Consider the following 24400-nt stretch of genomic DNA (forward strand, 5'->3'; position numbering starts at 1 on the left):
CATAGACAACCGAGTAAAATTAGCTTGCTTCCGCACTTTTTGGCGCAGACTGAAGAATTTCCGGCGTGGACGGCAATGGCTGCGGATCCCTGCTTTCATCTTCTACCGGCGTCGCTTCCAGTTGGCGCGGCGGTGTCGGATAATTGCTTGGTTCTTCAGTGTTATGTTCGCCGAGTAATTGACTTTGTAACCGTTTGAAACTGCTTTGCGGCGAGAGCCAAATATCTAAAAACGCCTGATTAAATTCTTTGCCGAATTGCGGTTCGAGTACGGTGTCGTTCAGCACAAAATAGCCGGTATCGTCCAATGCAATATAATTTAATAAATCTTTCGGTTGAAAGTCAGGTAATGTCTGCTCCAGCTTTTCCGCCCACAACGCTTGTGTTTCCGCCGGAATTTGTGGTGCGATATTACTTAACTCTTTTTTTAAGGTAATGGCAAAATTTTTGCCTTCAACCGGTTTGGCATAATTCAGCGTCAACATCAGCGGGCGTTGATTCGGCTGATACTCTCCGTTTTCGCTATATAAGGTGATGGTATAGATATGAAACGGCCCCCAAGTATAATCAACCGTTCCAATCGGCAACCAATTGGCGGATACGGCATTGCCAAACAGCAAAACAAACAACGTCACGAACGTTTTCAACAATTTCATCATTAACAACCGGTAGAGTATACTAAAACGATATAATTTTCAGATTATAACATAAATAAAGAGAACTGCTATTGAGCCGTAAAATCAGCCACGGTTTATCTGTCGATAGTTGACGGCGACCGAAAGATAAAAAACGGGATCAAAAGATCCCGTTTCTGTTGCGGCTGTGTCCGCTTATTTTAAGCTGCCGACCATATCTTCCGGACGCACCCACTCGTCAAATTGTTCCGCAGTCACCAAACCGAGATTGATGGCTTCTTCTTTCAAGGTTGTGCCGTTTTTGTGCGCGGTTTTGGCGATTTTCGCCGCATTTTCATACCCGATATGCGTGTTAAGTGCGGTCACCAACATCAATGAATTTTGCAATTGCATTTGAATGCGAGGGTGGTTAGGCTCGATACCGACCGCACAATGCTCGTCGAAAGATACACAGGCGTCCGCCAACAGTTGCGCCGATTGCAGGAAGTTTGCCGCCATCACCGGTTTGAACACGTTCAATTGGAAATGCCCTTGCGTACCGGCGAAAGAGATGGTGGTGTCGTTACCCAACACTTGCGCGCACACCATGGTCAAGGCTTCGCATTGGGTCGGGTTGACTTTGCCCGGCATAATGGAAGAGCCCGGCTCGTTTTCAGGAATCAAAATTTCGCCGATACCGGAACGCGGACCGGAAGCCAATAACCGAATATCGTTGGCGATTTTGTACAAGGAAACCGCCAATTGTTTTAACGCACCGTGGGTTTCCACAATCGCATCATGGGTTGCCAACGCTTCGAATTTGTTTTGTGCGGTTACAAACGGCAAGCCGGTGAATTTGGCGATATATTCCGCCACTTTCACGTCATAACCTTGCGGCGTATTTAAGCCGGTGCCGACCGCGGTGCCGCCCAGCGCCAATTCCGCCAAGTGCGGTAGCGTGTTTTTCAGCGCTTTCAGACCGAACTCCAGTTGTGCCGCGTAAGCGGAAAACTCTTGTCCCAAGGTCAGCGGCGTTGCGTCCATTAAATGCGTACGCCCGATTTTCACCACATCTTTAAACGCCGCCGCTTTTTCAGCGAAGGTTTTTTGCAGGCGTTCGACGCAAGGAATGGTGGTTTCCACCACTTTTTTGTAAGCGGCGATGTGCATGGCGGTCGGATAAGTGTCGTTGGAGGATTGCGATTTGTTCACATCGTCATTCGGGTGAATGATACTTTTTTCACCCAATTTGCCGCCGTTTAACACATGCGCACGGTTAGACACCACTTCGTTCACGTTCATATTGGACTGTGTGCCGGAACCGGTTTGCCAAATGACTAACGGGAATTGCTCGTCCAGTTGTCCGGCTAAAATTTCATCACAGGCTTGTCCGATCAAGTCGCGTTTTTCTACCGGTAATACGCCTAAATCGGTGTTGGCGAATGCAGCGGCTTTTTTCAGATAACCGAAAGCTTCGATGATTTCATGCGGCATGGAAGCGGCAGGACCGATTTTAAAATTATTGCGTGAACGCTCGGTTTGCGCCGCCCAATATTTGTCCGCCGGAACTTGAACTTCACCCATAGTGTCTTTTTCAATACGAAATGTCATAGTAAATTTCCTCTGTTTTATAAAATAGATAACGCTAAAATTTTAACATTACTACCTCTTAAGTGGAATGCGCAGGCTATGATCTACATCATGACAAATGAAGTTTTGTGAAGGAAGTCACGAAGTTTTGACGGAAAGGGCGATGGAGTCGCCCTTGAACCCATTTATCGAATTTATCGTACTAAACGAATAACCGCTTGCACGCTTTCACCTTGTTTTAAACCCTGGCTAATCCGTGATGTTTCCACGCAAAGCATAGATTTATAACCGTTTTCTGACATGCTGGAGGTTTTTTTGTGCCACGGATTCCACACCACAATGTCCGAGGCGTTATGATGTTCGATCTCAATCGTGCGCTGTTGCGCTGCGTCTTCAATTCGGCTAAGCGGATTTTCCACTGAATAGATGCAATCGGTTTCCTGCGTGAATTGGCGCGGCGAAGGTATGTTTTCTTGCTGATTATTCAATGTGTTAAGTGCGGTTGTTGGCAAACCGTGCAACGTGGTTTGCGCAATATCGCCGATTTTAAAATAGCTGTGCAGTGCCAGCTGCGCTTCTTGTTCGCCATAGTGCGTGAAAGTTAAGGCGCATTCGCCGCTAAACACCATTTTCAGCTCGGCTTCAACGAGATGATTGTCGTCATACAGCGTGAAGGTGAGTTCGGCTTTGTTATCGCTGATTTGCCATTGACTGAGTTGCCACAAGGTAATGCGTGCATAGCCGTGTGCCGGTGTGCCGTAATCTTTAAACCACGGATAACAAACCGGCACGCCGCCGCGAATCGCACTGCCCGATTTAAACGGTTCGATTTCGCTCAACCAAAAAATATCCTGTGCGGCAAAGTGCGGTTGCCAACTGAGCAAATGTGCGCCTTGCAAGGCTACCGTCGCTTTGCCAATCGGGTGATCCAATACGATAACCGGAATTTCATTGAGTTGTTGCAAAGAAAGATTGGGGTGAATTTGTTGCAGCAGTTGCATGGATTGGAGTGACATGGTGTAGTCCTTTGGATTTAGTTATAAGTAATATGTAGTTTGGTTTCCATTTGTTGATGCAAAATTCTTACCACAAAAATATCATTTTGACGCACACGATAGAAAATCATATGTTGTTGGTGGGGAAAACGCATTATAGGATTTCCCATTAAGTCAGTATATTTCTTACCGATAAGAGGCGAGTCTGCAAGGGTGTTTAGCGTATTTTCGAGCGATGCGGCATAGGAATCAGCTTGGGCTGCTCCAAAATGATTTTCGGTGTAATCCAAAATATTAAGAAAATCACGATGGGCGAGAGCAGATAATTTATACACAGCGCATTGCTCTCTTTTCTGCCATAATTTCCGATATGGTCAGATCGCATTCGCCACTTAATTCACCGGCAATCAGCGCATTACGAATCGCTTCATTTGTTGATTCTTGCTCTTCTAACAGGCGAAGTGCGGTGCGCATTACTTCACTGGTTGAGCCGTAGCGACCGGATTCGACCATGCGCGTGATAAAATCGTTGAGTGGTTCCCCAAGAGTAACGCTGGTTGTGCGAGCCATAATCTGATCCTTTTGTGTGATTAATTCACACAAAAGATAACAGATTTAGATAAATCTTCAAGTCTTATTTTGATTTTGCCCAAGCAGGTTCACTTGCCAACACCTTGGCATAAATCGGACAGTCCGGTTGGTGCGCACCCGACAGGTAGCCGGTGCTCATCAGAAATTCATTGACGATTTCACCGCCGACAAATTTAAACTGCTTTTTGAACAGTTTGACCCAATCGGCGAGGGCACGGGGGTGATGGTGGTCGAGCCAGTTTTTAAACGAGCCGTACTGTTGCTGCAATTGCAGAATTTGATTGGCGTTATAAATGGCGGCGTTAACTTTCAACTTATTGCGTACAATGCCAGCATCGTTTAACAACCGCACTTTGTCGCTTTCGCCGTAAGCCGCCACGGTGGCGATATTGAATTGATTGTAGGCTTGGCGGAAATTTTGCTGCTTTTTCAACATTAGCGTCCAGCTCAATCCAGCTTGATTGATTTCCAACACCAAGCGTTCGAACAACTCGTTGTCATCGATAATCGGGTAGCCGTAATGGTGGTCGTGATAGCGTTTGTTCAGCTCGTCTTGATCGGCGGTTAAGTTGTTGACGTAATCACAATAACTCATGGTTTTTCCTTATAGTGTAAGGCTACATACAACCGCCGCAGCTGCCGCAACGCCAATCTTCTTGATTGACGGCTTGATAGAAATAGTGGAAATGTTCTTCGTCCAGCGGCACGTTGGAAGTGACAAACACATCCGCCAGCCAGTCGGCATTTTCAATAATCCACTCGTCTTCATACAGCCCTTCGCGAAACAGCTCCTCTTCCGGATCCATAAAACTATAGATACCGTTCGTGCCCATATCGTGTTCGCGTTTTTGTTCGGGCAAGACTAGCGGCAGCCCTTGATAACTGATTTCCCAGTGCCCGAGGCAAAGCGTGTTGCCGACCGCCGTCCAACGGGCATGAAACGGATTAGACATTATAGCGTACTCTTATCTAACAAAAATTGACCAATATCTTACGCCTGTCAAAGGAAATGTTAATGCCGAATAGTGGGTATTTTTTATCAGCAACATTAGCTTATTTATTTGCCAAGATAACCGCTCTTTTCGGCGCAGGATAGCCCTCGAGGGTTTTGCCGTGGTCGTTTGGATCGAGGAAGTCGATGAGCGATTCGTTTTCCAGCCATTCGGTTTTGCGTTGTTCTTCCAACGAAGTGATTTCGACATCAACACAACGTACATTGCGGAAACCGCACTTTTCCAACCAGTTGATTAACGCCGCCACCGACGGAATAAAATAGACGTTTTTCATTTTGGCGTAGCGATCTTGCGGCACCAACACCGTATTGACATCGCCGTCAATTACCAGCGTTTCCAACACCAGCTCACCGCCTTTCACTAACTGATCTTTCAGTTGGCTGAGGTGATCGAGCGGTGATTTGCGGTGATAGAGTACGCCCATCGAAAACACGGTATCAAACGCCGCCAGCGGCTGCATTTGCTCGATGCCCAACGGGATTAAATGCGCACGGCGGTCATTGTTGAGCAGCTTGCGCACCGCTTCGAACTGGCATAAAAACAGCTCGGTCGGATCAATCCCGACCACAATGTTCGCGCCCTCGCCGACCATGCGCCACATATGATAACCGCTGCCGCAGCCGACATCTAAAATCGTACGATCTTGCAGCGGTGCCAAGTGCGGTAGCACCCGATCCCATTTAAAATCGGAGCGCCATTCGCAGTCGATGTGAATGCCGTGCAGGTGATACGGCCCTTTGCGCCACGGCATGAGTTGTTTTAAATGGTAGATGATCCGTTGCCGTTCGCCGTCGGTAAGCGCTTGGCTCGGCACGGCTTCGACCGCACTTTGCAAATTCAGCCGCTGCGCTTGCAATGCAGGCAGAAAATCAATCACTTTCGCCCATTTTGCGTATTCGCCGTGCGCATTTTTTTGCCACTGGCTGAGTTGCAGCGGCAGGGTTTGCAGCCAATCCGACAAATTGGATTGGGCGATTTGTTGATAAAACGGACGAAAATCAATCATGGTATTTCTCTATTTTTTATTGCTCTTATTTTATTACTTAATGGCGATCATAGAACCGAAATTAAAACACTGGAACCACATTTCCACCCGTTTGAAGCCCACTTGCTGCAACCGCACTTTATGTTGCGGAATCGAATCGGTGCGCATCACATTCTCAAGTGCGGTGCGTTTTTGGCTGACTTCCAGTTCGCTGTAGCCGTTGGCGCGTTTAAATTCGTGGTGCAGATCGATTTGCAGTTCATTGATAATCGGATCGTCAAAACGGAATTTTTCCGACAGCACCAGCACGCCACCGTGATTCAGCCCGTGATAAATCTTTTGCAGCAACAAAGTGCGGTCAGCCGGCGGCAGAAATTGCAAGGTGAAATTCAGAATCACCATCGAGGCGTTTTCAATCTCGATATCGCGAATATCGGCGCACATAATCTCAACCGCACTTTCGCCGTGATAGGCGTCGATATGGCGGCGGCAGCGCTCGACCATCGCCGGCGAGTTGTCCACCGCAATGATGTTGACATTCGGCTGTTTGATATTGCGCCGTGCCGACAACGTCGCCGCCCCGCGCGAACAGCCCAAATCGTACACCCGTGTATTCGGCTGCACAAACCGCTGCGCTAGCATGCCGATTGCGGTGATGATGTTGGCGTAGCCCGGCACCGAACGCTGGATCATATCGGGAAACACCTCGGCAACGGCTTCGTCAAAGGTAAAATCGCCGATTTTTTCGATTGGCGTGGAAAATAACGTATCTTTGTTCATTTTATAGGCGGAATCAGTAAAAGTGCGGTTATTGTACGCAAAAGGCAGCAGGGCGACAAATGCTTTTGCGCGGCAATTTTTGTATATCTGAGTAAAAAACCATGTTATTGTGTCGTCGTTTAAGAATCATTTGTATTTGGTTGATAATTGGGAAAATAGTATGAAAAAATCGGTTTTGGCAGCGAGTGTGATCGGGGCGTTAGCGGCGGCTTGGTTAGGTGGAACTTGGTATAGCGGAAAAATGTTGCAAGCGCAATACGCCACTCAAATCGAGGAGATCAATAAAACAATCGGATTTTATCTGCCGCCGAGCGGTGAAGTGACGATCCGATACCAAAATATCAGCTACCAACGCGGATTTTTCAGTGCTGAGATTCAGGATAAATTGGTGTTGAGCGATAAAGACGGGCAGAAGGAAATGTTGTTGGACAGCACGATTCAGCACGGGCCTTTGCCGTTAGCGAATTTAGCCAAATTCAATTTAACGCCGGTACTGGCGACCGGCAGTGCCAAATTGGGTGAGAATGCGTGGGTTAAGCCATGGTTTGAGTTAAGCAAAGGACAAAACCCGCTGACCGCCGATTTTAGCATTGGTTACCACGATCGGATTGTGTCGCAAATCCGCATTGCGGCACTGGAATACCTTAAAGATAATATCATGTTCAATATGAGCGAGGTGGTGATTGATTCCGACACCAACCTGCAAGGGATTGGCGATGTTAAGCTGAACTGGGATCGCCTTTCCTTCACGGAAAAGGCGGATAATGAAAATTCATTTGAAAACAGAACGTTGCGGGTTGACGGGATAACGCTGGATAGCGCGTTGCAACCGACCCCGTGGCAAGATCTGGCCGTGGGCACTCAAACTTTAGCGATCAAAGCAATGGCATTGGACATTCAACTGACCGAGCAAAGCGACAGTTACGCCGAGCCGATTGATATTAAGCTGCACGAGTTGGTGCTTACCGGTGAGAGCAAGCTCAGCGACGGTTTCTTTGATGTGCTGTTTCAATTCAATTTGGATAAAATTCTGCTGCTGAATAAGCATGATTTAGGCAAATTATACTTTGATGTTGCGCTGAAACATGTGGACGGGCAGGCGCTCAATGACTTGACCGATGCGTTCAACGCGCCTCCGGTTGACGGACAAATGGCGCCTGCGCAATACGAAAAAGCGCAAAGTGCGGTGTCTACGCTGTTAGAGAAAACGCCGGAATTGCAGTTTTCACCGCTGGCGTGGCGTAACAGTGGCGGCATCAGTCGGTTAAATCTGGATTTGGGAATACATTTTCCCAAGACAGATGACACGGATGAAATAACAACTTCGGCGCTATTGCAATATTTGTCTAAATTTGACTTTAATGCGGAGATCGACAAAAAAATGTTGCAGCAATTGTTGACCCAGATTGCCAGCATTAGAAATGAAATGGAACAAAATGGACTGCCACCGGAACAAGCCGCGCAAGAGGCGGACGAAAGCTATCGAGATCTGTTGCAACAGTTAGCCGAAAGCGGTTTATTTATTGAAACGCCGGACGCTTTCAGCGCAAAAGCATGGCTGGAAAATGGGCAGTTAACATATAACGGCGAAGTCGTGGCGCAGGAAACGCTCGATCAAGCCGTCCTGACCGCACTTTTTGTGTTTGCGCAAGCGTTCTATAGCGACAGTGATGATGAGTATTATGATTCGCTGTATGACGAAAGCGACGGCGAAGCGGCGGCATTTGGTGAAGAGGACGGCGAACTGTTTTTACCGAGCGACGAATACGATTTATCCATTCCCGATTTATCGCCGTCCGATTTGGAAGGCTTGCCGCCGGTCATACCGCAACATATGCCGCAACACATACCGCAGCAATAGTTTCGGCGCGCGAAGTGCGGTTTTTGACCGCACTTATACGTTAACGCAAAGCATAACAGTCCGTAAAAGCATAAATAATAATTTAATGTCATTTGAAAACGGTTTTTCAAATAACTATACTTGGGCGCTCCAACTTAACCTAAGTTTATCAAGAGATTAAAATTTATGAAGAAACTGACTTTAAGCGCAACTTTGCTGGCGTTAGCTGCCGGCTCTGCGCAGGCTTATACTGCTTTTGACAATGACGGCACTAAAATCGAATTGGACGGCTCGCTGCGTTTGAAATGGACCAGCACCTCAAATAAAACGGAAACTGCGAATGGCGAAAGCAAAGAACATACCAATAGACCGGTGCAAAATAACGGTTCGCGCGCCGGTTTCAAACTCACCCAACAATTGGGCGGCGATTTTTATGCCATTGGTCGAATGCAGTTCCGGGCGCGTGGGGCGGACAGTTACGGGCGTTCCGATTCGCAGCATGATTTCGATCATCTCTATACCCATTATGCGTTTGCCGGCTTCGGGCATAAAAAATACGGTGAATTGACCTATGGGAACCAACTCGCCTACACCGATTATGTCAAACAGACTGATTTGCCGAATACCTTAAGTATTTCAGACGGTTATTACAACACCACCCAACGCAACTCGTTGCAGTATGTGTATAAAGGCGTGCCGGGGCTGACGTTGGCGGCGTTTTACGGTTTTGATTCCGATCGTAATGCTAATATGACCCAACGGGCAAACCGTCGCATCGACAGCTACGGCGGCGCGGCGATTTACAAATGGGAATTGGCGAACGGTCATAAAGTGACACTGGCGGCCGGCGCGGATCGCGAACGCTATGAAAACGCCAACGGCTCAAACTATAGTCGCGGCGTGTATTCTTTCGGTTCTGCCTATACCGTTTCCAATACCACCTTCGCTTTGGATTTGGATCAACGCATTATCGCCAATCAGCAAGCAAACAATGCCGGCGATATCCGCCGCACTACCGATCACGAAGTGCGTGCCGTGGTGTTCCACCGTTTGAATAAAGATTGGAATATTTACACCCAATACGGTTATCACACGACCAAAAGGGAAAGCGATACCTTGGCGCATTCCAAAGTCAAACGCGATAAATATATGCTCGGTACGGAATATGTCCTGCTGCATTCGAGCGCAGATCAGCCGTTTCGGGTAAAAACCTTCCTCGAAGGGCAATATGTGCGCGCCAGAACCTATAACGGCAGCGAGATAAAAACCCTTGAAAGCAAAGATAAAGTGGCTGTTATCGGCTTGCGGGTTTATTGGTAATCGTTAAGGGCGGAGCGTGTTCCGCCCTTTTGCCGACAGCATAAAAAACCGCACTTTGCTTGATTCAAACCGGTTTTACCCTCCGCTCGATAAACAAGTTCATTCCCTGTTAAAATTCCGCTATAATTCGCCAATTCACTATTATCATACAGACAAATAACCAGAATAAATCAGCAAGGAACAGATTATGATGCGTACACACTATTGCGGCTCGCTAAATCGTAGCCATATCGGACAAGAAGTAACATTGAGCGGTTGGATTCACCGCCGTCGTGATTTCGGGGCGATGATTTTTGTCGATTTGCGTGATCGTGAGGGCATTGTGCAAGTGTTTTTTGATCCGGCACAGCAAGCGGCATTTGAGGCCGCCGGTGCGTTGCGCAATGAATTTTGTGTGCAAATTCAAGGGCAAGTGATTGCCCGTAGCGAGAAAAACATCAATCCTGAGATGGCGACCGGCGAAGTGGAAGTGCTGGCGAAATCGCTGAAAATTTACAATAACGCCGCCGTATTGCCGTTGGATTTCAACCAAAATAACACCGAAGAACAGCGGTTGAAATACCGCTATTTGGATTTGCGCCGCCCTGAGATGGCACAACGGATCAAAACCCGTGCCAAAATCACCAGCTTTGTGCGCCGTTTTATGGACGAACATGGTTTCTTGGATATCGAAACCCCGATGCTGACCAAAGCCACGCCGGAAGGGGCGCGCGACTATTTAGTGCCGAGCCGAGTGCATAAAGGCAAATTTTATGCGCTGCCGCAGTCGCCGCAACTGTTCAAACAACTGCTGATGATGTCAGGATTCGATCGTTATTACCAAATCGTAAAATGTTTCCGCGATGAAGATTTGCGTGCCGACCGCCAGCCTGAATTCACCCAAATCGATGTGGAAACCTCGTTTATGACCGCCGAAGAAGTGCGGTCGGTGATGGAGGCGTTGGTACACGGTTTATGGCAGCAGACTATTGGCGTGGATTTGGGGCAGTTCCCAATTATGACTTATGCCGAGGCGATGCGCCGTTTTGGTTCGGACAAACCGGATTTGCGTAACCCGTTAGAACTGGTTGATGTTGCCGATTTGCTGAAAGAGGTTGAATTTAAGGTGTTCAGCGGTCCGGCAAATGATGCGAAAGGGCGTGTGACCGCACTTCGCGTGCCGAACGGCGCAACGTTGACGCGTAAACAAATTGATGAATACACCCAGTTTGTCGGCATTTACGGCGCTAAAGGCTTGGCTTGGCTGAAAGTCAACGATCTGTCCGCTGGTGTGGACGGCGTGCAAAGCCCGATTGCCAAATTCTTATCGGCAGAGGTGCTAAGTGCGGTATTGACACGCACACAGGCGCAAGACGGTGATATTATTTTCTTCGGTTCGGATAAATACAATATCGTGACTGACTCGATGGGTGCGCTGCGTTTGAAAGTCGGCAAAGATTTAGCCTTGACCCAAGCGGATCAATGGAAACCGCTGTGGGTGATCGACTTCCCGATGTTTGAACGTGACGAAGAAGGGCACTTGGCGGCAATGCACCACCCGTTCACCTCCCCGAAAGATTTCACGCCGGAACAACTGGCAGCCGATCCGACTAGTGCGGTTGCCAATGCTTACGATATGGTGATTAACGGTTACGAAGTGGGCGGCGGCTCGGTGCGGATTTTCGATCAAAAAATGCAGCAAACCGTGTTCGGCATTTTGGGCATTAACGAACAAGAACAACAAGAGAAATTCGGCTTCTTGCTCGACGCATTAAAATTCGGTACGCCGCCGCACGCCGGCTTGGCATTCGGTTTGGATCGCCTCACCATGTTGTTGACCGGTACGGACAATATTCGTGATGTGATCGCTTTCCCGAAAACGACAGCTGCTGCCTGTTTATTGACCGACGCGCCGAGTTTTGCCAACGAGCAAGCGTTGAATGAATTGGCACTGACGATAACTAAAGCCAAAGAATAGTAAAAGAATCAATGCAGCAATTTAAACGCCCGGAATCGGTGTTGGTGGTGATTTACGCTGCCGAGACCCAGCGTGTGCTGATGTTGCAGCGCAATGATGATGCGGCATTTTGGCAGTCGGTTTCCGGCAGTTTGGAACAAGGTGAAACCGCACTTCAAGCCGCAGCGCGCGAAGTGGCGGAAGAAACAGGGCTAAGTGCGGTCGGTTTGGTCGATTGTCAAATTGCGGTTGATTTTGAAATTTTTCCGCAGTTTCGTCATCGCTATGCGCGCGATGTTACCCATTGCCATGAACACTGGTTTTTGTTGCCGTTGGCGCAAGAGTGCGAAGTGCGGTTGAGCGAACATTCGGCATATCGGTGGGTGGCGGCAGAGCAGGCGGTTGAAATGACCAAATCGTGGAACAATGCCTTGGCGATTAAAGAATTTTTATTAAAAAATAATAAGTTAGAAAGAGGAAATTAAAATGGCAGGCCATAGTAAGTGGGCAAATATTAAACACCGCAAAGCGGCGCAAGATGCGCAGCGCGGTAAAATTTTTACCAAATTGATTCGTGAATTGGTGACTGCCGCCAAAATCGGCGGTGGCGATGCAGGCGCAAATCCGCGTTTGCGCGCAGCGGTGGACAAAGCGTTAGCCAGCAATATGACCCGTGACACCATCAACCGTGCGATTGAGCGCGGCGTGGGTGGCGGTGATGACACCAATATGGAAACCCGAGTGTACGAAGGCTATGGTCCGGGCGGCACGGCGGTGATGGTCGAGTGTTTGAGCGACAATGCCAACCGCACGATTTCGCAAGTGCGGCCGAGTTTCACCAAGTGCGGTGGCAACTTAGGCACGGAAGGCTCGGTCGGTTATCTGTTCAGCAAAAAAGGCTTGATTTTGATTGCGCAAGGCGATGAAGATGCGTTAATGGAAGCGGCAATCGAAGCCGGTGCCGACGATGTGCAGCCGCAAGATGACGGCAGTTTTGAGATTTACACCGCTTGGGAAGAGCTGGGCACGGTGCGTGACGGCATTGAAGCCGCCGGTTTTAAAATCGAAAGTGCCGAAGTCTCAATGATTCCGTCCACTACGGTCGATTTAGATGCCGAAGCTGCACCAAAATTGTTACGTTTGATTGATATGCTGGAAGATTGTGATGACGTGCAAAACGTTTATCACAACGGTGATATCAGCGATGAAGTGGCGGCGTTGTTGTAGTTTTATTTAATTAAGCAAAATTGGGCGGATAATGAATCCGCCCGTTTGCAAAGTGCGGTATAGCAATTTCTATGGCAATCATTTTAGGCATCGACCCCGGTTCGCGCGTAACCGGTTACGGTGTGATCCGTCAAAACGGGCGCAAGTTGGAATATCTTGGTAGCGGGGCGATTCGCACTGCGGTTGAGGATTTGCCGACCCGTTTAAAGCGGATCTATGCCGGTGTCAGTGAGATCATCACCCAATTTCAACCGCAAATGTTTGCCATTGAACAGGTGTTTATGGCGAAAAATCCCGATTCCGCCTTGAAATTAGGGCAGGCGCGCGGGGTGGCTATAGTCTGCGCGACCAATTTTGATTTGCCGGTGTTTGAATATGCGGCGCGTTTGGTGAAGCAAACCGTGGTCGGTAGCGGTGCGGCGGATAAAGTTCAAGTGCAGCATATGGTAACTCGGATTTTAAATCTGTCGGCGCAACCGCAAGCCGATGCCGCCGATGCGTTGGCAATTGCCATCACCCACGCGCACAGCATTCAACATTCCCTGCAAATCGGCAGTAGCGCCAGCACCGCACTTCAGGCGGAAAACAGCAACTCGGTGATGTTCAAAGCCCGCTACAGCCGCGGACGTTTTCGCTTAAAAGCGGAAAAATAACTGGTTATTTATACAGTTTTATTTTATGCTAGGCACATTCCTTTATTCCCTGTCAAAAAGAGAAAATTATCCATGATTGGACGTTTACACGGCACGATTATCGAGAAGCAGCCGCCGGAAATTTTGCTTGATGTGCATGGGGTCGGCTATGAGCTGTTGTTGCCGATGACCAGTTTTTACGGCTTGCCGGAGATCAATCAAAGTGCCACGTTGTTTACCCATTTGGTGGTGCGTGAAGATGCGCATTTGCTGTTTGGTTTCGCCAGTAAGCAAGACCGCACGTTGTTCCGCGAATTAATCAAAACCAATGGTGTCGGGCCTAAATTGGCATTGGCGATTTTATCGGCGATGGCGGTAGACGAATTTATTTTTGCCGTTGAACGGGAGGAGTTGTCGAAATTGGTTAAAATTCCGGGTGTGGGTAAGAAAACCGCCGAGCGTTTGCTGGTCGAACTGAAAGGCAAATTCGGGCAGATGAAAAAGGCGGAGTTCTTTGTCAGCATACCGGCAGGCAGTCATCATGAACTGGATTTGGCCGTGCCGAATTATGAAGACGATGCGGTGGCGGCATTGGTAGCGCTCGGCTATAAAGCGTTAGATGCGGAAAAAATGGTGAAACGGGTGTCCAAGCCGGATTTGAACAGTGAGCAGTTGATCCGTGAGGCGCTGAAAAGTGCTTTATAAATATTATTGGAAATAGGATAACGTCATTATGATCGAAGCTGATCGTATTATCACCGCCGTTGAAATGGGGGAGGAAGATGTCATTGATCGTGCGATTCGCCCCAAGTTATTAAGCGATTATGTCGGGCAGGAAGCGGTGCGTGAGCAGATGGATATTTTTATTCGAGCGGCGAAACTGCGCAAAGATGCGCTCGATCATCTGTTGATTTTCGGACCGCCGGGCTTAGGTAAAACCACGCTGGCCAATATCATCGCCAATGAAATGGACGTGAATATCCGCACCACTTCCGGACCGGTGTTAGAAAAAGCCGGCGATTTGGCGGCAATGCTGACCAATCTGGAAGCGCATGACGTGTTGTTTATTGATGAAATCCACCGTCTGTCGCCGGCGATTGAAGAAGTGCTGTATCCGGCAATGGAAGATTATCAGTTGGATATTATGATTGGCGAAGGCCCGGCGGCGCGTTCGATTAAACTGGATTTACCGCCGTTTACTCTTGTCGGCGCAACTACGCGTGCCGGTTCTTTGACATCGCCGCTGCGAGATCGCTTTGGCATTGTGCAGCGCTTGGAGTTTTATTCGATTGAAGATTTGACTTCGATTGTGGCACGCAGCGCCAACTGTTTGAATTTGCGGATTGAAGAGGGCGCGGCATTGGAAATCGCCCGCCGTTCACGCGGTACGCCGCGCATTGCCAACCGTTTGTTGCGGCGAGTTCGGGATTATGCCGATGTGAAAAACAGCGGTTTGATCAGCATTGAAATTGCGCAGGCGGCGTTGAAAATGCTGGATATTGACGGCAAAGGCTTTGATTATATGGATCGTAAATTGCTAAGTGCGGTGGTTGAGCGTTTTGACGGCGGTCCGGTCGGTTTGGACAGCTTGGCGGCGGCTATCGGCGAAGAGCGGGAAACGATTGAAGATGTGTTGGAGCCGTATTTGATTCAGCAGGGCTATTTGCAACGGACACCCAGAGGGCGGATAGCAACCTCGAAAACTTATCTGCATTTGGGTTTTGATGTCCAAACTTGAGGTGATGGCAGATAAGTTTATATGGAAAAGGAAAAAGAAAACGTATTTAAGGCTGGATTTGTTGCTTTTTGATATTGTTCAGTGCAACTAGGCCTTTATCACAACTTTTAACTTGCACTTCACGTTCTAACGCTAAAATCTGTTTTTTGCTTTGTGACAATTTATTTTTGATATTGGCAAATTGGGTATGGGTGCCGGGTTGTTTTTCCGCTTCTTTAATCAGTTGTTCGGTTTCACTGAAGAGTTGGTTGCATTGTTGCGGAATACTGCTTTTTTCTAGGTTGGATTTACTGGCTTGGGAAGTTGAAGTGCTGGCAGTTGCAACAGCGGTTAGGCTGAAGCTGATAAACCCAGCCAAAGCAAGAGAACGGATTATCTTTTTTAACATTTCCTTTTCCTTTAAATAATAATCTTTCTTAAATGTAATTAAGCGAATACAAAATAACAAAAGAAGCAAAAAATGTCTATAAATTCAGCGTAAATATTTCTTAAAAAACGCTGAATATCAGACTGGATTACTCGGTTATGTGTATAAAAAATAGCAATATTTTCAGTAAATTGATTTGTATCAAAATAGTGGTGTTTTTAAAAGTCTTATTTTTTGAGATATGTTCAAAAATGTGACGGAAATATTAATTTTTCTGTTTTTAATGCTTGAATTACAGAGTATTATAGGCAGGCATAAATTTAGCTTATTTAAAAAGTTATCTAGTGTGTCAATTTTGTACGTTTTTTTGGATAAGTGTTTTGAGTAAGTTAAGTTTATTGGCATCAGTGATGTTTGTCGGATGTTAGGGGTGATTACAGTCGTAATCAATGTCAGAGGAACTTGTAGTATATACAAGGAGTTGAGATGTTAGATATTGTTGAACTCTCGAGATTGCAGTTTGCACTAACTGCATTGTATCACTTTTTGTTTGTACCGCTTACATTAGGTCTTTCCTTTATCCTTGTGATTATGGAAACCTTGTATGTGGTAACGGGCAAAGAAGTGTACAAAGATATGACCAAATTTTGGGGTAAATTATTTGGTATCAACTTTGCTTTAGGGGTAACAACCGGAATTACAATGGAATTCCAGTTCGGTACCAACTGGTCTTATTATTCACATTACGTAGGCGATATCTTCGGTGCGCCTTTGGCAATTGAAGCACTTGTGGCTTTCTTTATGGAATCAACCTTTGTCGGTTTGTTCATCTTCGGTTGGGACAGATTGTCTAAAGGGCAGCATTTGATGTCCACTTATTTAGTGGCGATTGGTTCTAACTTCTCTGCAATGTGGATTTTGGTTGCGAACGGTTGGATGCAAAATCCGATAGGCTCGGAATTTAATTTTGAAACCATGCGTATGGAAATGACCAGCTTTATGGATCTGTGGTTGAATCCGGTTGCGCAAAGTAAATTCTTGCATACGCTGTCCGCAGGTTATGTCTGTGGTGCGATTTTTGTGTTATCCATCAGTTCATACTACTTGCTAAAAGGTCGCGATTTGGGATTTGCCAAACGCTCTTTCTCAGTTGCGTCTTCTTTCGGTATTATCGCAATTATTGCGGTATTGTTGATGGGGGACGAGTCCGGTTATGAAATCGGTCAGGCACAGCCGGTCAAACTGGCTGCGATGGAGGGCGAGTGGCATACCGCACCTGCACCTGCAGACTGGAATATGGTGATTATCCCTAATGAAGCCGAAATGAAAAACGATTTTGCGATTCAAATTCCTTATGCGGCAGGGATTATTGCCACTCGCTCTTTGACAACCGAAATTACCGGTTTGAAAGAGTTGAAAGAGATCAACGAACAACGTGTCCGCAACGGTGTTATCGCTTATGATCTATTGCAAAAATTGCGCAGCGGCGAAGGTAGCGAAGCCGATAAAGAGCTGTTCAAAGTGTATCAAAAAGATCTCGGTTTCGGGTTATTGTTAAAGCCTTATACCGATAGTGTGGTTGATGCAACCGAAGCTCAAATCAAACAAGCGGCGGCGGATACTATTCCTAAAGTCGGACCGACATTTTGGTCTTTCAGGGTGATGATGTTGGCCGGCGGCTTAATGTTAATCCTGTTGATTGGTGCGTTTGTTCAAACTGCGCGTAAAACAATCGGTTCTAAACCTTGGTTCTCCAAAGCGTTGCTGTATTCTTTGCCGTTGCCGTGGATTGCAATCGAGAGCGGCTGGTTCTTGGCGGAATACGGTCGTCAACCATGGGCGATTTATGAGGTGTTACCGGTCGGCGTGGCGAATTCCGCATTGACAACCGGCGATCTGTGGTTCTCAATCGGCTTAATCTGTGCGTTGTACACGATTTTCCTGATTGTAGAAATGTATCTGATGTTCAAATACGGACGTTTGGGCCCAAGCTCATTAAAAACCGGCCGTTATCATTTTGAACAAACAGCGAAATAAGTAGGAGCCTAATCATGATTGACTACGAAATTCTACGCTTTATTTGGTGGCTGCTTGTTGGGGTTCTGCTTCTCGGCTTCGCAGTGACTGATGGCTTTGATATGGGCGTATTAACCTTATTGCCGTTTGCCGGTAAAAAAGAGGTTGAAAAACGCATTATGATCAACTCGATTGCTCCGCATTGGGACGGCAACCAAGTATGGTTGTTGACTGCCGGCGGTGCGATGTTTGCCGCTTGGCCGATTGTTTATGCAACCTCTTTCTCCGGTTTCTATATCGCGATGATTTTGGTTTTGGCCGCATTATTTTTCCGTCCGGTCGGATTGGAATATCGCGCTAAAATTGATAATCCGAAATGGCGTACCGCTTGGGATTGGGGCTTGTTTGTCAGTGGCTTTGCACCGTCATTGGTGTTCGGCGTGGCATTTGGTAACCTGCTGCAAGGCGTACCGTTTGAATTCAACGATATCCTGCAAGTGAAATATACAGGTTCGTTTTTTGAATTATTGAATCCGTTTGCGCTCCTGTGCGGTTTGGTCAGCTTGTCAATGTTGACGACACAAGGTGCGGCTTGGTTGCAAATGAAAACTACTGCCGAACTGCGTGACCGTGCGCGTGTGATTACTCAGGTCGGTGCTTTTGCCACTGTGATTACCTTTGTGTTGGCGGGCGTATGGTTGCTGTTCAAAGACGGCTATGTTGTTACCAGCGTGATTGATAAGAACGGCCCTTCTACCCCGTTGGGTAAAGAAGTGATTTTGGAAACCGGTGCATGGTTCAATAATTTCAGAGAAATGCCTATCCTATGGGCGTTGCCGATTTTGGTTGTCGCCGGTGGTTTGTTGAATATCGTATTTTCTAAAGCCAACCGTTCCGGATTTGCATTCCTGTTTTCGTCATTAACGATGGCCGGTGTGATTTTCACATTCGGGGTTTCGATGTTCCCGTTCATCATGCCGTCAATTACAAATCCGAACACCAGCTTGTTGATGTGGGATTCGACTTCAAGCCATTTGACATTAATGATCATGTTTGGTCTGACATTAATTTTCGTGGTAATTTTGCTGGCTTACACTATCTGGGCCTACTACAAAATGTTTGGTCGCTTGGATAGCAGCTTTATCGAAGAAAATAAAAACTCACTATACTAATGGTACAAAAGAGGAATTATTATGTTTTATGTAACTTGGATTTTGGGTGTTTTATTAGCGGTTTTCTTCGCAGCTATCGTGACGATCAGCATTGAAAAAACCGGCAAATTTGATGAGTAAATATGATTAATCAACTCTATCAAGTCGTAAACAAGGGCTCTTATCGAGCCCTTTCATTTATTCTTGCCATTCTCTTGATGTTATCCATTTTTTTCAATGCACAGAAATTTGCCTTGGAACTGGGCGGCCCTTCGCCGCTATTTACCTTGTTTTTGATTTTGGGAACCTCGGTATTATGGATCCACGGCATTGGTCTGAATATCAAAAAGAATTTTTGGAAAGCGGTCTTTAACCCGTTTATCGGTTATTTTGCTGCTTTGGCGGGATTGTACTATATTTATCTCAGCTGAGATTCGGGCAAAGTGCGGTATCGTGCCAAGCAGGATATACCGCACTTTCATCTATTTAAATAAACAGATCACCATCTTCATTCATTTCAATACAATAGTAGTATAACGCTTGATTATTATTCCGTTCACAGCAGTACGGGCAGTATAGGGCAGCAGGATAATTGCGTGCAACGATATGGAAACGGTGCGTAATGGACTGGAAGCAACATAAAAAATTATTGCGCGGCAGATAAAAAATATTCTTTGTGATCCACCTCACAATCGCTAGACAATTATCGAACAATTCTTGATAATAGCAACTTTAAAAATCATGAGGATAATCGCTATGCAGCAGATGCCAATCAGAGTGTATTATGAAGATACCGATGCCGGCGGAGTGGTTTATCATGCGCGCTATCTCCATTTTTTTGAAAGAGCTCGAACCGAATTTTTGCGGGCTTTGGGCTTTGAACAACAAATATTATTAGCAGAGTTTCATTTGGCGTTTGCGGTGCGTAGTATGCAGATTGATTATCGCGTAGCAGCGAAGCTGGATGATGTGCTAAGGGTGGAAACCCGTATTTGCCAACTTAAGCGGGCAAGCATTGTTTTCGAACAGAAATTATTTAGGCAAGATGAATTATTATCAGATGCAACTGTCTTAGTTGCAACAGTGGATTTATCAAAAATGAAACCAGTATCGATTCCTGAAACGATCAGAACGGCATTGGCAGAACAGTAAATATTATATAGCAGACTAAATCGGGGTTATTAATGTCAACAGAGTTAAACTTCCTGGCGCTTTTTTTAGAAGCAAGTGTTATCGTACAGATTGTCATCGCAATCTTGATCCTTTTTTCTATTATGTCATGGGCTATCATTATTCAACGCAGCGGTATTTTACGCCAAGCGTTAAAATCCTCAGCCAATTTTGAAGATCGTTTTTGGTCCGGCGAAGATCTGAATAAGTTATATGAAGGCATGGATAATCGTCGTGAAGCGTTGAGCGGCAGCGAACAGATTTTTTATGTCGGCTTCAAAGAGTTTTTACGTTTGCAGCAAACGGAATCCAGCACGCCGGAATCGATTATTCAAGGCACTAGCCGAGCGATGAATCTAACCTTAAACCGCGAAATCGAAGACGTGGAAAATCGTATTCCTTTCTTGGCGACCGTGGCTTCTATCAGCCCGTATATCGGATTGTTCGGTACGGTTTGGGGGATTATGCATGCCTTTATGGCACTGAGTAATGTCAAACAAGCGACGTTGCAAATGGTGGCACCGGGGATTGCGGAAGCTTTGATTGCTACGGCGATTGGTTTGTTTGCCGCGATTCCGGCGGTAATGGCATATAACCGTTTAAGTTTGCGTGTCAGTAAACTAGAACAAAATTATGCGAACTTTATTGACGAGTTCACCACCATTTTACACCGTCAGGCTTTTGCCAAAAAAGCACTCACTAATTTCAGATAGCGTATCATAGAGTATAAGAGGATATTATGTCGTACAGACGCAAGCGCCGTGATATGAAATCAGAAATTAATATTGTTCCGTTTTTGGACGTATTATTGGTTTTATTACTGATTTTTATGGCAACGGCACCGATTATTAGTCAAAGCGTACAAGTGGAGCTGCCGGATTCGGTTGATAGCCAATCGGTTTCCAATGAAGATAAAACGCCGGTTATTTTAGAAGTGGCGGGTGTCGGGTTATATACGCTGGCAATTAACGGTGAACGCAATGAAAATTTGACCGAAGAGATGGTGACGGAGATGGCCAAGCAGGAATTTGATAAAGATAACAATACCTTGTTTTTGGTCGGCGGAGCAAAAGAAGCGCCATATGAAGAGGTGATTAAAGCGTTGAATTTGCTACATCTTGCCGGAATTAAATCCGTTGGCTTAATGACCAACCCTTTATAATAGACATAACGACGGGATAAGCGGTGCAGACTGAGAAAACACAGAAATTAAATCGTGCAGTTTTGATTTCAACTATCCTGCATGGATTACTGTTCGGAATTTTGATTTTGGGTTCCTTATGGTACAAATATATGCCGGCTGCCGGCGGCGGTGAGGGCGAAGGCGACGTGATGGGTGCGGTCATGGTCGATACTGGTTCGGCAGCGCAAGAGTGGGGACGGATTCAGCAACAGCAGAAAGGGGATGTTGATAAAGCCAAACGCGAGCAACTGGAACAACAGAAGCAAGAGCAAGAAAAATTGCAACAGGAACAACAACGTCAGCAGCAAGAGCAGCAACGTTTAGAACAACAACGTCTAGAGCAGCAACAGCAAGAACAGCAGCGGCAAGAGCAACAGCGCCAAGAGCAGATGAAGGCAGAGCAGGCAAAACAACAAGAAGAGATCGCTCGCCAACAACGTATAGCCAAAGAGGCCGAGGCTAAACGAATCGCTGAACAGGCAAAGTTGAAAGCGGATGCCGAGGCAAAACGCTTGGAAGCAGCAGCCAAGATAAAAGCAGAACAAGAAGCGCAAGCTGCCGCAGCAGCGAAAGCCAAAGCAGATGCAGAAGCGAAAGCTAAGGCCGCAGCAGAGGCAAAAGCCAAGGCAGATGCGGAAGCGAAAGCTAAAGCTGCAGCAGAGGCAAAAGCCAAGGCAGATGCGGAAGCGAAAGCTAAAGCTGCAGCAGAGGCAAAAGCCAAGGCAGATGCGGAAGCGAAAGCTAAGGCTGCAGCAGAGGCGAAAGCCAAGGCAGATGCGGAAGCGAAAGCTAAGGCCGCAGCAGCTGCAAAAGCCAAAGCCGAAGCGGCGGCAAAAGCTGCCGCTGCCGAAAAAGCATCGCAGCAGGCGGCGTTAGATGATTTTATGAATAGCGGCACAATTGGCGGCGGTTCGGCTGCGCGAGGCGGTAACCAAAATCGAGGCGGCACAACCGGAAGCGGCGCCGGAACGGTAAGCGGTGCAGATGGTGCGCGTGCCGGTGATGAGTATGCTGGTGTGATTAAGCGTACAATTCAGCGTCGTTTTATCCGTGATGCCAGCTTTGCCGGAAAAACCTGTAGTGTTAGAATTTCTTTGGCAAGGGACGGAACTATTTTGAGTTATCAAAAAATTTCCGGTCCGGATGATATTTGTAATTCAGCATTAAGAGCGGTTGCCAACACCAAAAAAGTGCCGGCAGCGCCTTCCGATGCGGTTTACAGCCGATATAAAAATCCAATTATTGATTTTGATTTAAAGTAAAATCAATTATGACAACGTGTTTAGTATAGGGGATTTAGATGAAGTATATTACTCGGATAACGGCAGTACTGGTATTTATGCTGGTATTAATCAGTAATGTCGTGCGGGCGGAAGAAGTCCGTATCGTGATTGACGAAGGGATTGACAGTGCGCAGCCGATTGCGGTTGTGCCGTTCAAATGGAACGGTCCCGGATCGGCACCGGCGGATATTGCCGAGATTGTTTCCGCAGATTTGCGTAATAGCGGGAAATTTAATCCGATTCCGGTCAGCAGAATGCCACAAACCCCTTCAGCGGCAGCCGAAGTCAATCCGGAAGCGTGGGCGGCCTTGGGCTTGACCGAGATTGTTGTCGGTCAAATTACACCGACTGGATCCGGTTATAACATTGCTTATCAGCTGGTGGATACGATCGGTGGTTCGGGTGCAGCCGGTTCGGTCTTGTTGCAAAACAGTTATACCATTCCGAATAACAATCAGTTACGTTATGGTGCGCACACTGTCAGTGATGAAGTGTTTGAAAAATTAACCGGTATTCGCGGTGCGTTCAGAACGCGTATCGCCTATGTGGTGCAGCGTAATGGTGGCAGCAACCCGTATGAATTGCGTGTTGCCGATTATGACGGTCATAACCAGTTTGTTGTTAACCGCAGTTCGCAACCGATTATGTCACCAAGTTGGTCGGCAGACGGTAAACAGTTGGCCTATGTGAGCTTTGAAAACAAAAAATCGCAATTGGTCGTTCAAAATTTAGGATCAGGTTCCCGCCGCGTTGTTGCTGCCGCACCAAGACATAATGGGGCACCGGCTTTCTCTCCGGACGGTACGCGTTTGGCGTATGCTTCTTCCCGTGACGGGCAATTGAATATTTATGTGATGAATTTGGCTTCCGGCCAAACCAGCCAGTTAACCAGTGGCGCAGGTAACAATACCGAGCCGAGCTGGTCACCGGACGGACAGTCGATTGTCTTCACTTCTGACCGTGGCGGCAGCCCGCAAGTATACATTATGAGTGCTTATGGCGGCGGTGCCAGTTATGTTGGTGCCGGCGGTAGAAGTTACAGTGGCCAGATCACGGCTGACGGTAAAAGTTTGATTATGATTTCAGCCGATCATATCGTTAAAAAAGATCTGGCAAGCGGTAATGTGGAAGTATTAGGCTCTACATTCCTCGACGAAAGCCCGAGCGTATCGCCTAATGGAATTATGATCATTTATAGCTCTACACAAGGGCTGGGGAAAGTGTTACAATTGGTGTCCGCAGACGGACGCTTTAAAGCTAGGTTACCAGGTGCGGACGGGCAAATTAAGTTCCCAGCTTGGTCTCCGTTTCTTACTAAAAACTAAGGAGTAATAAAAAATGAAAAAACTTGCAAAAGTTCTGATGGTTGCTGCACCTGCATTCGTATTAGCTGCATGTAGCAGCTCTTCCGATGATTCTGCCGCTCAACAAGGTCAATTATTCGGTAACTATACTGCTGAAGATTTACAACAGCGTTATAACACCGTGTATTTTGGTTTTGACCAATACAACATCGAAGGTCAATATCAACAACTCTTAGATGCTCACTCTCTGTACTTGACTGCTACTCCGGCAAGCAAAGTATTAGTAGAAGGTAATGCTGATGAGCGTGGTACTCCAGAATATAACATCGCATTAGGCCAACGCCGTGCAGATGCAGTGGTTAACTACTTGACTGGTAAAGGCGTATCTGGTTCTCAACTTTCTACCGTTTCTTACGGTGAAGAAAAACCGGCTGTTTTAGGTCACACTGAAGCAGACTACGCGAAAAACCGTCGTGCAGTGTTAGCATACTAATTTCTTAGCATACTAATTTCTTAGCGTGCTAAAAGTTGTGAAGACAACCCCGATATTGCTATCGGGGTTGTTTTGTTATAGGCAGACGAAGACTGCCTATAAAAACCATACGCTATGCGTATGGAATCAAAGAGCTTAAGCGATGAAAAGAAAAAATCCTCCGATATAATGAA

Annotated in this window: 28 protein-coding genes; 18 read left to right on the forward strand and 10 right to left on the reverse strand. The window is 46.8% G+C overall.

The genetic code is table 11. The features are described 5' to 3' along the window. Positions 1–19 precede the first annotated feature (19 nt). The 9 genes from B8880_RS04845 to cmoA form a co-directional block, all read right to left on the reverse strand. Positions 20–658, reverse strand: coding sequence for a chalcone isomerase family protein (locus B8880_RS04845; RefSeq protein ID WP_115306420.1), 639 nt, complete (start codon positions 656–658; stop codon positions 20–22). A gap of 171 nt (positions 659–829) precedes the next feature. Beyond that, entirely contained in the window at positions 830–2224 is a 1395-nt protein-coding gene (fumC, locus tag B8880_RS04850) for a class II fumarate hydratase (RefSeq protein ID WP_084256468.1), read from the reverse strand. A 173-nt stretch (positions 2225–2397) separates the two neighbouring features. Then, entirely contained in the window at positions 2398–3219 is an 822-nt protein-coding gene (locus B8880_RS04855) for a D-hexose-6-phosphate mutarotase (RefSeq protein WP_084256469.1), read from the reverse strand. Between the two features lie 17 nt (positions 3220–3236). Further along, positions 3237–3533 carry a type II toxin-antitoxin system RelE/ParE family toxin gene (locus B8880_RS04860; RefSeq protein ID WP_084256470.1) on the reverse strand — a complete coding sequence of 99 codons (297 nt, stop codon included), beginning with the start codon at positions 3531–3533 and terminating at the stop codon, positions 3237–3239. Then, positions 3526–3768 (reverse strand): type II toxin-antitoxin system ParD family antitoxin, encoded by a 243-nt coding sequence (locus B8880_RS04865; protein ID WP_084256471.1) that lies wholly within the window; start codon positions 3766–3768, stop codon positions 3526–3528. Before B8880_RS04865 ends, B8880_RS04860 begins: the two co-directional genes overlap by 8 nt. A 64-nt stretch (positions 3769–3832) precedes the next feature. Continuing rightward, positions 3833–4384 (reverse strand): DNA-3-methyladenine glycosylase I, encoded by a 552-nt coding sequence (locus tag B8880_RS04870; RefSeq protein WP_084256472.1) that lies wholly within the window; start codon positions 4382–4384, stop codon positions 3833–3835. A 22-nt stretch (positions 4385–4406) separates the two neighbouring features. Then, positions 4407–4742, reverse strand: a complete 336-nt coding sequence (locus B8880_RS04875; protein WP_084256473.1) for a hypothetical protein — start codon at positions 4740–4742, stop codon at positions 4407–4409. 100 nt (positions 4743–4842) lie between these two features. Continuing rightward, entirely contained in the window at positions 4843–5808 is a 966-nt protein-coding gene (gene cmoB / locus B8880_RS04880) for a tRNA 5-methoxyuridine(34)/uridine 5-oxyacetic acid(34) synthase CmoB (RefSeq protein ID WP_084256474.1), read from the reverse strand. A gap of 33 nt (positions 5809–5841) precedes the next feature. Beyond that, the gene (cmoA, locus tag B8880_RS04885; protein WP_084256475.1) at positions 5842–6567 is read right to left on the reverse strand and encodes a carboxy-S-adenosyl-L-methionine synthase CmoA; all 726 of its coding nucleotides are present in this window, start codon (positions 6565–6567) and stop codon (positions 5842–5844) included. Positions 6568–6727: 160 nt separating this feature from the next. Here cmoA and B8880_RS04890 point away from each other — a divergent pair, with 160 nt between their 5' ends. The 8 genes from B8880_RS04890 to ruvB all read left to right on the forward strand — a co-directional run bounded on the left by B8880_RS04890 (position 6728) and on the right by ruvB (position 15260). Further along, positions 6728–8428 carry a YdgA family protein gene (locus B8880_RS04890; protein WP_084256476.1) on the forward strand — a complete coding sequence of 567 codons (1701 nt, stop codon included), beginning with the start codon at positions 6728–6730 and terminating at the stop codon, positions 8426–8428. Positions 8429–8593: 165 nt separating this feature from the next. Continuing rightward, the gene (locus B8880_RS04895) at positions 8594–9727 is read left to right on the forward strand and encodes a porin (protein ID WP_084256478.1); all 1134 of its coding nucleotides are present in this window, start codon (positions 8594–8596) and stop codon (positions 9725–9727) included. 187 nt (positions 9728–9914) lie between these two features. Then, complete coding sequence (aspS, locus tag B8880_RS04900) at positions 9915–11684, forward strand: aspartate--tRNA ligase (RefSeq protein ID WP_084256480.1); 1770 nt, start codon at positions 9915–9917, stop codon at positions 11682–11684. Positions 11685–11695: 11 nt separating this feature from the next. Next, a complete protein-coding gene (gene nudB, locus B8880_RS04905) occupies positions 11696–12148 on the forward strand; it encodes a dihydroneopterin triphosphate diphosphatase (protein WP_084256482.1) in 453 nt (150 codons plus the stop codon). A 1-nt stretch (position 12149) separates the two neighbouring features. Continuing rightward, entirely contained in the window at positions 12150–12890 is a 741-nt protein-coding gene (locus B8880_RS04910; RefSeq protein ID WP_084256484.1) for a YebC/PmpR family DNA-binding transcriptional regulator, read from the forward strand. Positions 12891–12961: 71 nt separating this feature from the next. Beyond that, on the forward strand, positions 12962–13543 hold the full coding sequence (gene ruvC / locus B8880_RS04915; RefSeq protein WP_084256486.1) for a crossover junction endodeoxyribonuclease RuvC: 582 nt from the start codon (positions 12962–12964) through the stop codon (positions 13541–13543). 72 nt (positions 13544–13615) lie between these two features. Continuing rightward, positions 13616–14227 (forward strand): Holliday junction branch migration protein RuvA, encoded by a 612-nt coding sequence (gene ruvA / locus B8880_RS04920; protein ID WP_084256488.1) that lies wholly within the window; start codon positions 13616–13618, stop codon positions 14225–14227. A 28-nt stretch (positions 14228–14255) separates the two neighbouring features. Then, the gene (gene ruvB, locus B8880_RS04925; RefSeq protein WP_084256490.1) at positions 14256–15260 is read left to right on the forward strand and encodes a Holliday junction branch migration DNA helicase RuvB; all 1005 of its coding nucleotides are present in this window, start codon (positions 14256–14258) and stop codon (positions 15258–15260) included. Positions 15261–15306: 46 nt separating this feature from the next. Here ruvB and B8880_RS04930 read toward each other — a convergent pair whose 3' ends face one another. Continuing rightward, positions 15307–15648, reverse strand: coding sequence for a DUF5339 domain-containing protein (locus B8880_RS04930; protein WP_084256492.1), 342 nt, complete (start codon positions 15646–15648; stop codon positions 15307–15309). Positions 15649–16113: 465 nt separating this feature from the next. Here B8880_RS04930 and B8880_RS04935 point away from each other — a divergent pair, with 465 nt between their 5' ends. The 10 genes from B8880_RS04935 to pal all read left to right on the forward strand — a co-directional run bounded on the left by B8880_RS04935 (position 16114) and on the right by pal (position 24227). Continuing rightward, complete coding sequence (locus B8880_RS04935) at positions 16114–17664, forward strand: cytochrome ubiquinol oxidase subunit I (protein WP_084256494.1); 1551 nt, start codon at positions 16114–16116, stop codon at positions 17662–17664. A gap of 14 nt (positions 17665–17678) precedes the next feature. Beyond that, the gene (gene cydB, locus B8880_RS04940; RefSeq protein WP_084256496.1) at positions 17679–18815 is read left to right on the forward strand and encodes a cytochrome d ubiquinol oxidase subunit II; all 1137 of its coding nucleotides are present in this window, start codon (positions 17679–17681) and stop codon (positions 18813–18815) included. 21 nt (positions 18816–18836) lie between these two features. Then, the gene (locus B8880_RS04945; RefSeq protein ID WP_084256498.1) at positions 18837–18935 is read left to right on the forward strand and encodes a CydX/CbdX family cytochrome bd oxidase small subunit; all 99 of its coding nucleotides are present in this window, start codon (positions 18837–18839) and stop codon (positions 18933–18935) included. A gap of 2 nt (positions 18936–18937) precedes the next feature. After that, a complete protein-coding gene (locus B8880_RS04950) occupies positions 18938–19225 on the forward strand; it encodes a cyd operon YbgE family protein (protein ID WP_084256500.1) in 288 nt (95 codons plus the stop codon). 325 nt (positions 19226–19550) lie between these two features. Next, positions 19551–19946 carry a tol-pal system-associated acyl-CoA thioesterase gene (gene ybgC, locus B8880_RS04955; protein WP_084256502.1) on the forward strand — a complete coding sequence of 132 codons (396 nt, stop codon included), beginning with the start codon at positions 19551–19553 and terminating at the stop codon, positions 19944–19946. Between the two features lie 32 nt (positions 19947–19978). Continuing rightward, a complete protein-coding gene (tolQ, locus tag B8880_RS04960) occupies positions 19979–20677 on the forward strand; it encodes a protein TolQ (protein ID WP_084256504.1) in 699 nt (232 codons plus the stop codon). A gap of 26 nt (positions 20678–20703) precedes the next feature. Further along, the gene (gene tolR, locus B8880_RS04965; RefSeq protein WP_084256506.1) at positions 20704–21126 is read left to right on the forward strand and encodes a colicin uptake protein TolR; all 423 of its coding nucleotides are present in this window, start codon (positions 20704–20706) and stop codon (positions 21124–21126) included. Positions 21127–21149: 23 nt separating this feature from the next. Beyond that, on the forward strand, positions 21150–22409 hold the full coding sequence (gene tolA, locus B8880_RS04970; protein WP_084256508.1) for a cell envelope integrity protein TolA: 1260 nt from the start codon (positions 21150–21152) through the stop codon (positions 22407–22409). Between the two features lie 77 nt (positions 22410–22486). Next, on the forward strand, positions 22487–23755 hold the full coding sequence (gene tolB, locus B8880_RS04975; RefSeq protein ID WP_418889027.1) for a Tol-Pal system beta propeller repeat protein TolB: 1269 nt from the start codon (positions 22487–22489) through the stop codon (positions 23753–23755). 13 nt (positions 23756–23768) lie between these two features. Further along, positions 23769–24227, forward strand: a complete 459-nt coding sequence (gene pal, locus B8880_RS04980) for a peptidoglycan-associated lipoprotein Pal (RefSeq protein WP_084256512.1) — start codon at positions 23769–23771, stop codon at positions 24225–24227. Positions 24228–24400: the final 173 nt, after the last annotated feature.

The sequence above is a fragment of the Pasteurella testudinis DSM 23072 genome (assembly GCF_900176075.1).
Lineage (GTDB): Bacteria > Pseudomonadota > Gammaproteobacteria > Enterobacterales > Pasteurellaceae > Chelonobacter > Chelonobacter testudinis.

Coding starts and splice junctions, on each gene's coding strand:
- ruvC (WP_084256486.1), top strand. CDS start 12,962: ATGGCAATCATTTTAGGCATCGACCCCGGTTCGCGCGTAACCGGTTAC.
- B8880_RS04935 (WP_084256494.1), top strand. CDS start 16,114: ATGTTAGATATTGTTGAACTCTCGAGATTGCAGTTTGCACTAACTGCA.
- B8880_RS04845 (WP_115306420.1), bottom strand. CDS start 658: ATGATGAAATTGTTGAAAACGTTCGTGACGTTGTTTGTTTTGCTGTTT.
- nudB (WP_084256482.1), top strand. CDS start 11,696: ATGCAGCAATTTAAACGCCCGGAATCGGTGTTGGTGGTGATTTACGCT.
- cmoA (WP_084256475.1), bottom strand. CDS start 6,567: ATGAACAAAGATACGTTATTTTCCACGCCAATCGAAAAAATCGGCGAT.
- B8880_RS04910 (WP_084256484.1), top strand. CDS start 12,150: ATGGCAGGCCATAGTAAGTGGGCAAATATTAAACACCGCAAAGCGGCG.
- ybgC (WP_084256502.1), top strand. CDS start 19,551: ATGCAGCAGATGCCAATCAGAGTGTATTATGAAGATACCGATGCCGGC.
- B8880_RS04930 (WP_084256492.1), bottom strand. CDS start 15,648: ATGTTAAAAAAGATAATCCGTTCTCTTGCTTTGGCTGGGTTTATCAGC.
- tolR (WP_084256506.1), top strand. CDS start 20,704: ATGTCGTACAGACGCAAGCGCCGTGATATGAAATCAGAAATTAATATT.
- B8880_RS04855 (WP_084256469.1), bottom strand. CDS start 3,219: ATGTCACTCCAATCCATGCAACTGCTGCAACAAATTCACCCCAATCTT.
- B8880_RS04945 (WP_084256498.1), top strand. CDS start 18,837: ATGTTTTATGTAACTTGGATTTTGGGTGTTTTATTAGCGGTTTTCTTC.
- ruvA (WP_084256488.1), top strand. CDS start 13,616: ATGATTGGACGTTTACACGGCACGATTATCGAGAAGCAGCCGCCGGAA.
- cydB (WP_084256496.1), top strand. CDS start 17,679: ATGATTGACTACGAAATTCTACGCTTTATTTGGTGGCTGCTTGTTGGG.
- B8880_RS04950 (WP_084256500.1), top strand. CDS start 18,938: ATGATTAATCAACTCTATCAAGTCGTAAACAAGGGCTCTTATCGAGCC.
- B8880_RS04865 (WP_084256471.1), bottom strand. CDS start 3,768: ATGGCTCGCACAACCAGCGTTACTCTTGGGGAACCACTCAACGATTTT.
- B8880_RS04895 (WP_084256478.1), top strand. CDS start 8,594: ATGAAGAAACTGACTTTAAGCGCAACTTTGCTGGCGTTAGCTGCCGGC.
- B8880_RS04890 (WP_084256476.1), top strand. CDS start 6,728: ATGAAAAAATCGGTTTTGGCAGCGAGTGTGATCGGGGCGTTAGCGGCG.
- cmoB (WP_084256474.1), bottom strand. CDS start 5,808: ATGATTGATTTTCGTCCGTTTTATCAACAAATCGCCCAATCCAATTTG.
- ruvB (WP_084256490.1), top strand. CDS start 14,256: ATGATCGAAGCTGATCGTATTATCACCGCCGTTGAAATGGGGGAGGAA.
- B8880_RS04875 (WP_084256473.1), bottom strand. CDS start 4,742: ATGTCTAATCCGTTTCATGCCCGTTGGACGGCGGTCGGCAACACGCTT.
- aspS (WP_084256480.1), top strand. CDS start 9,915: ATGATGCGTACACACTATTGCGGCTCGCTAAATCGTAGCCATATCGGA.
- fumC (WP_084256468.1), bottom strand. CDS start 2,224: ATGACATTTCGTATTGAAAAAGACACTATGGGTGAAGTTCAAGTTCCG.
- tolQ (WP_084256504.1), top strand. CDS start 19,979: ATGTCAACAGAGTTAAACTTCCTGGCGCTTTTTTTAGAAGCAAGTGTT.
- pal (WP_084256512.1), top strand. CDS start 23,769: ATGAAAAAACTTGCAAAAGTTCTGATGGTTGCTGCACCTGCATTCGTA.
- tolB (WP_418889027.1), top strand. CDS start 22,487: ATGCTGGTATTAATCAGTAATGTCGTGCGGGCGGAAGAAGTCCGTATC.
- B8880_RS04870 (WP_084256472.1), bottom strand. CDS start 4,384: ATGAGTTATTGTGATTACGTCAACAACTTAACCGCCGATCAAGACGAG.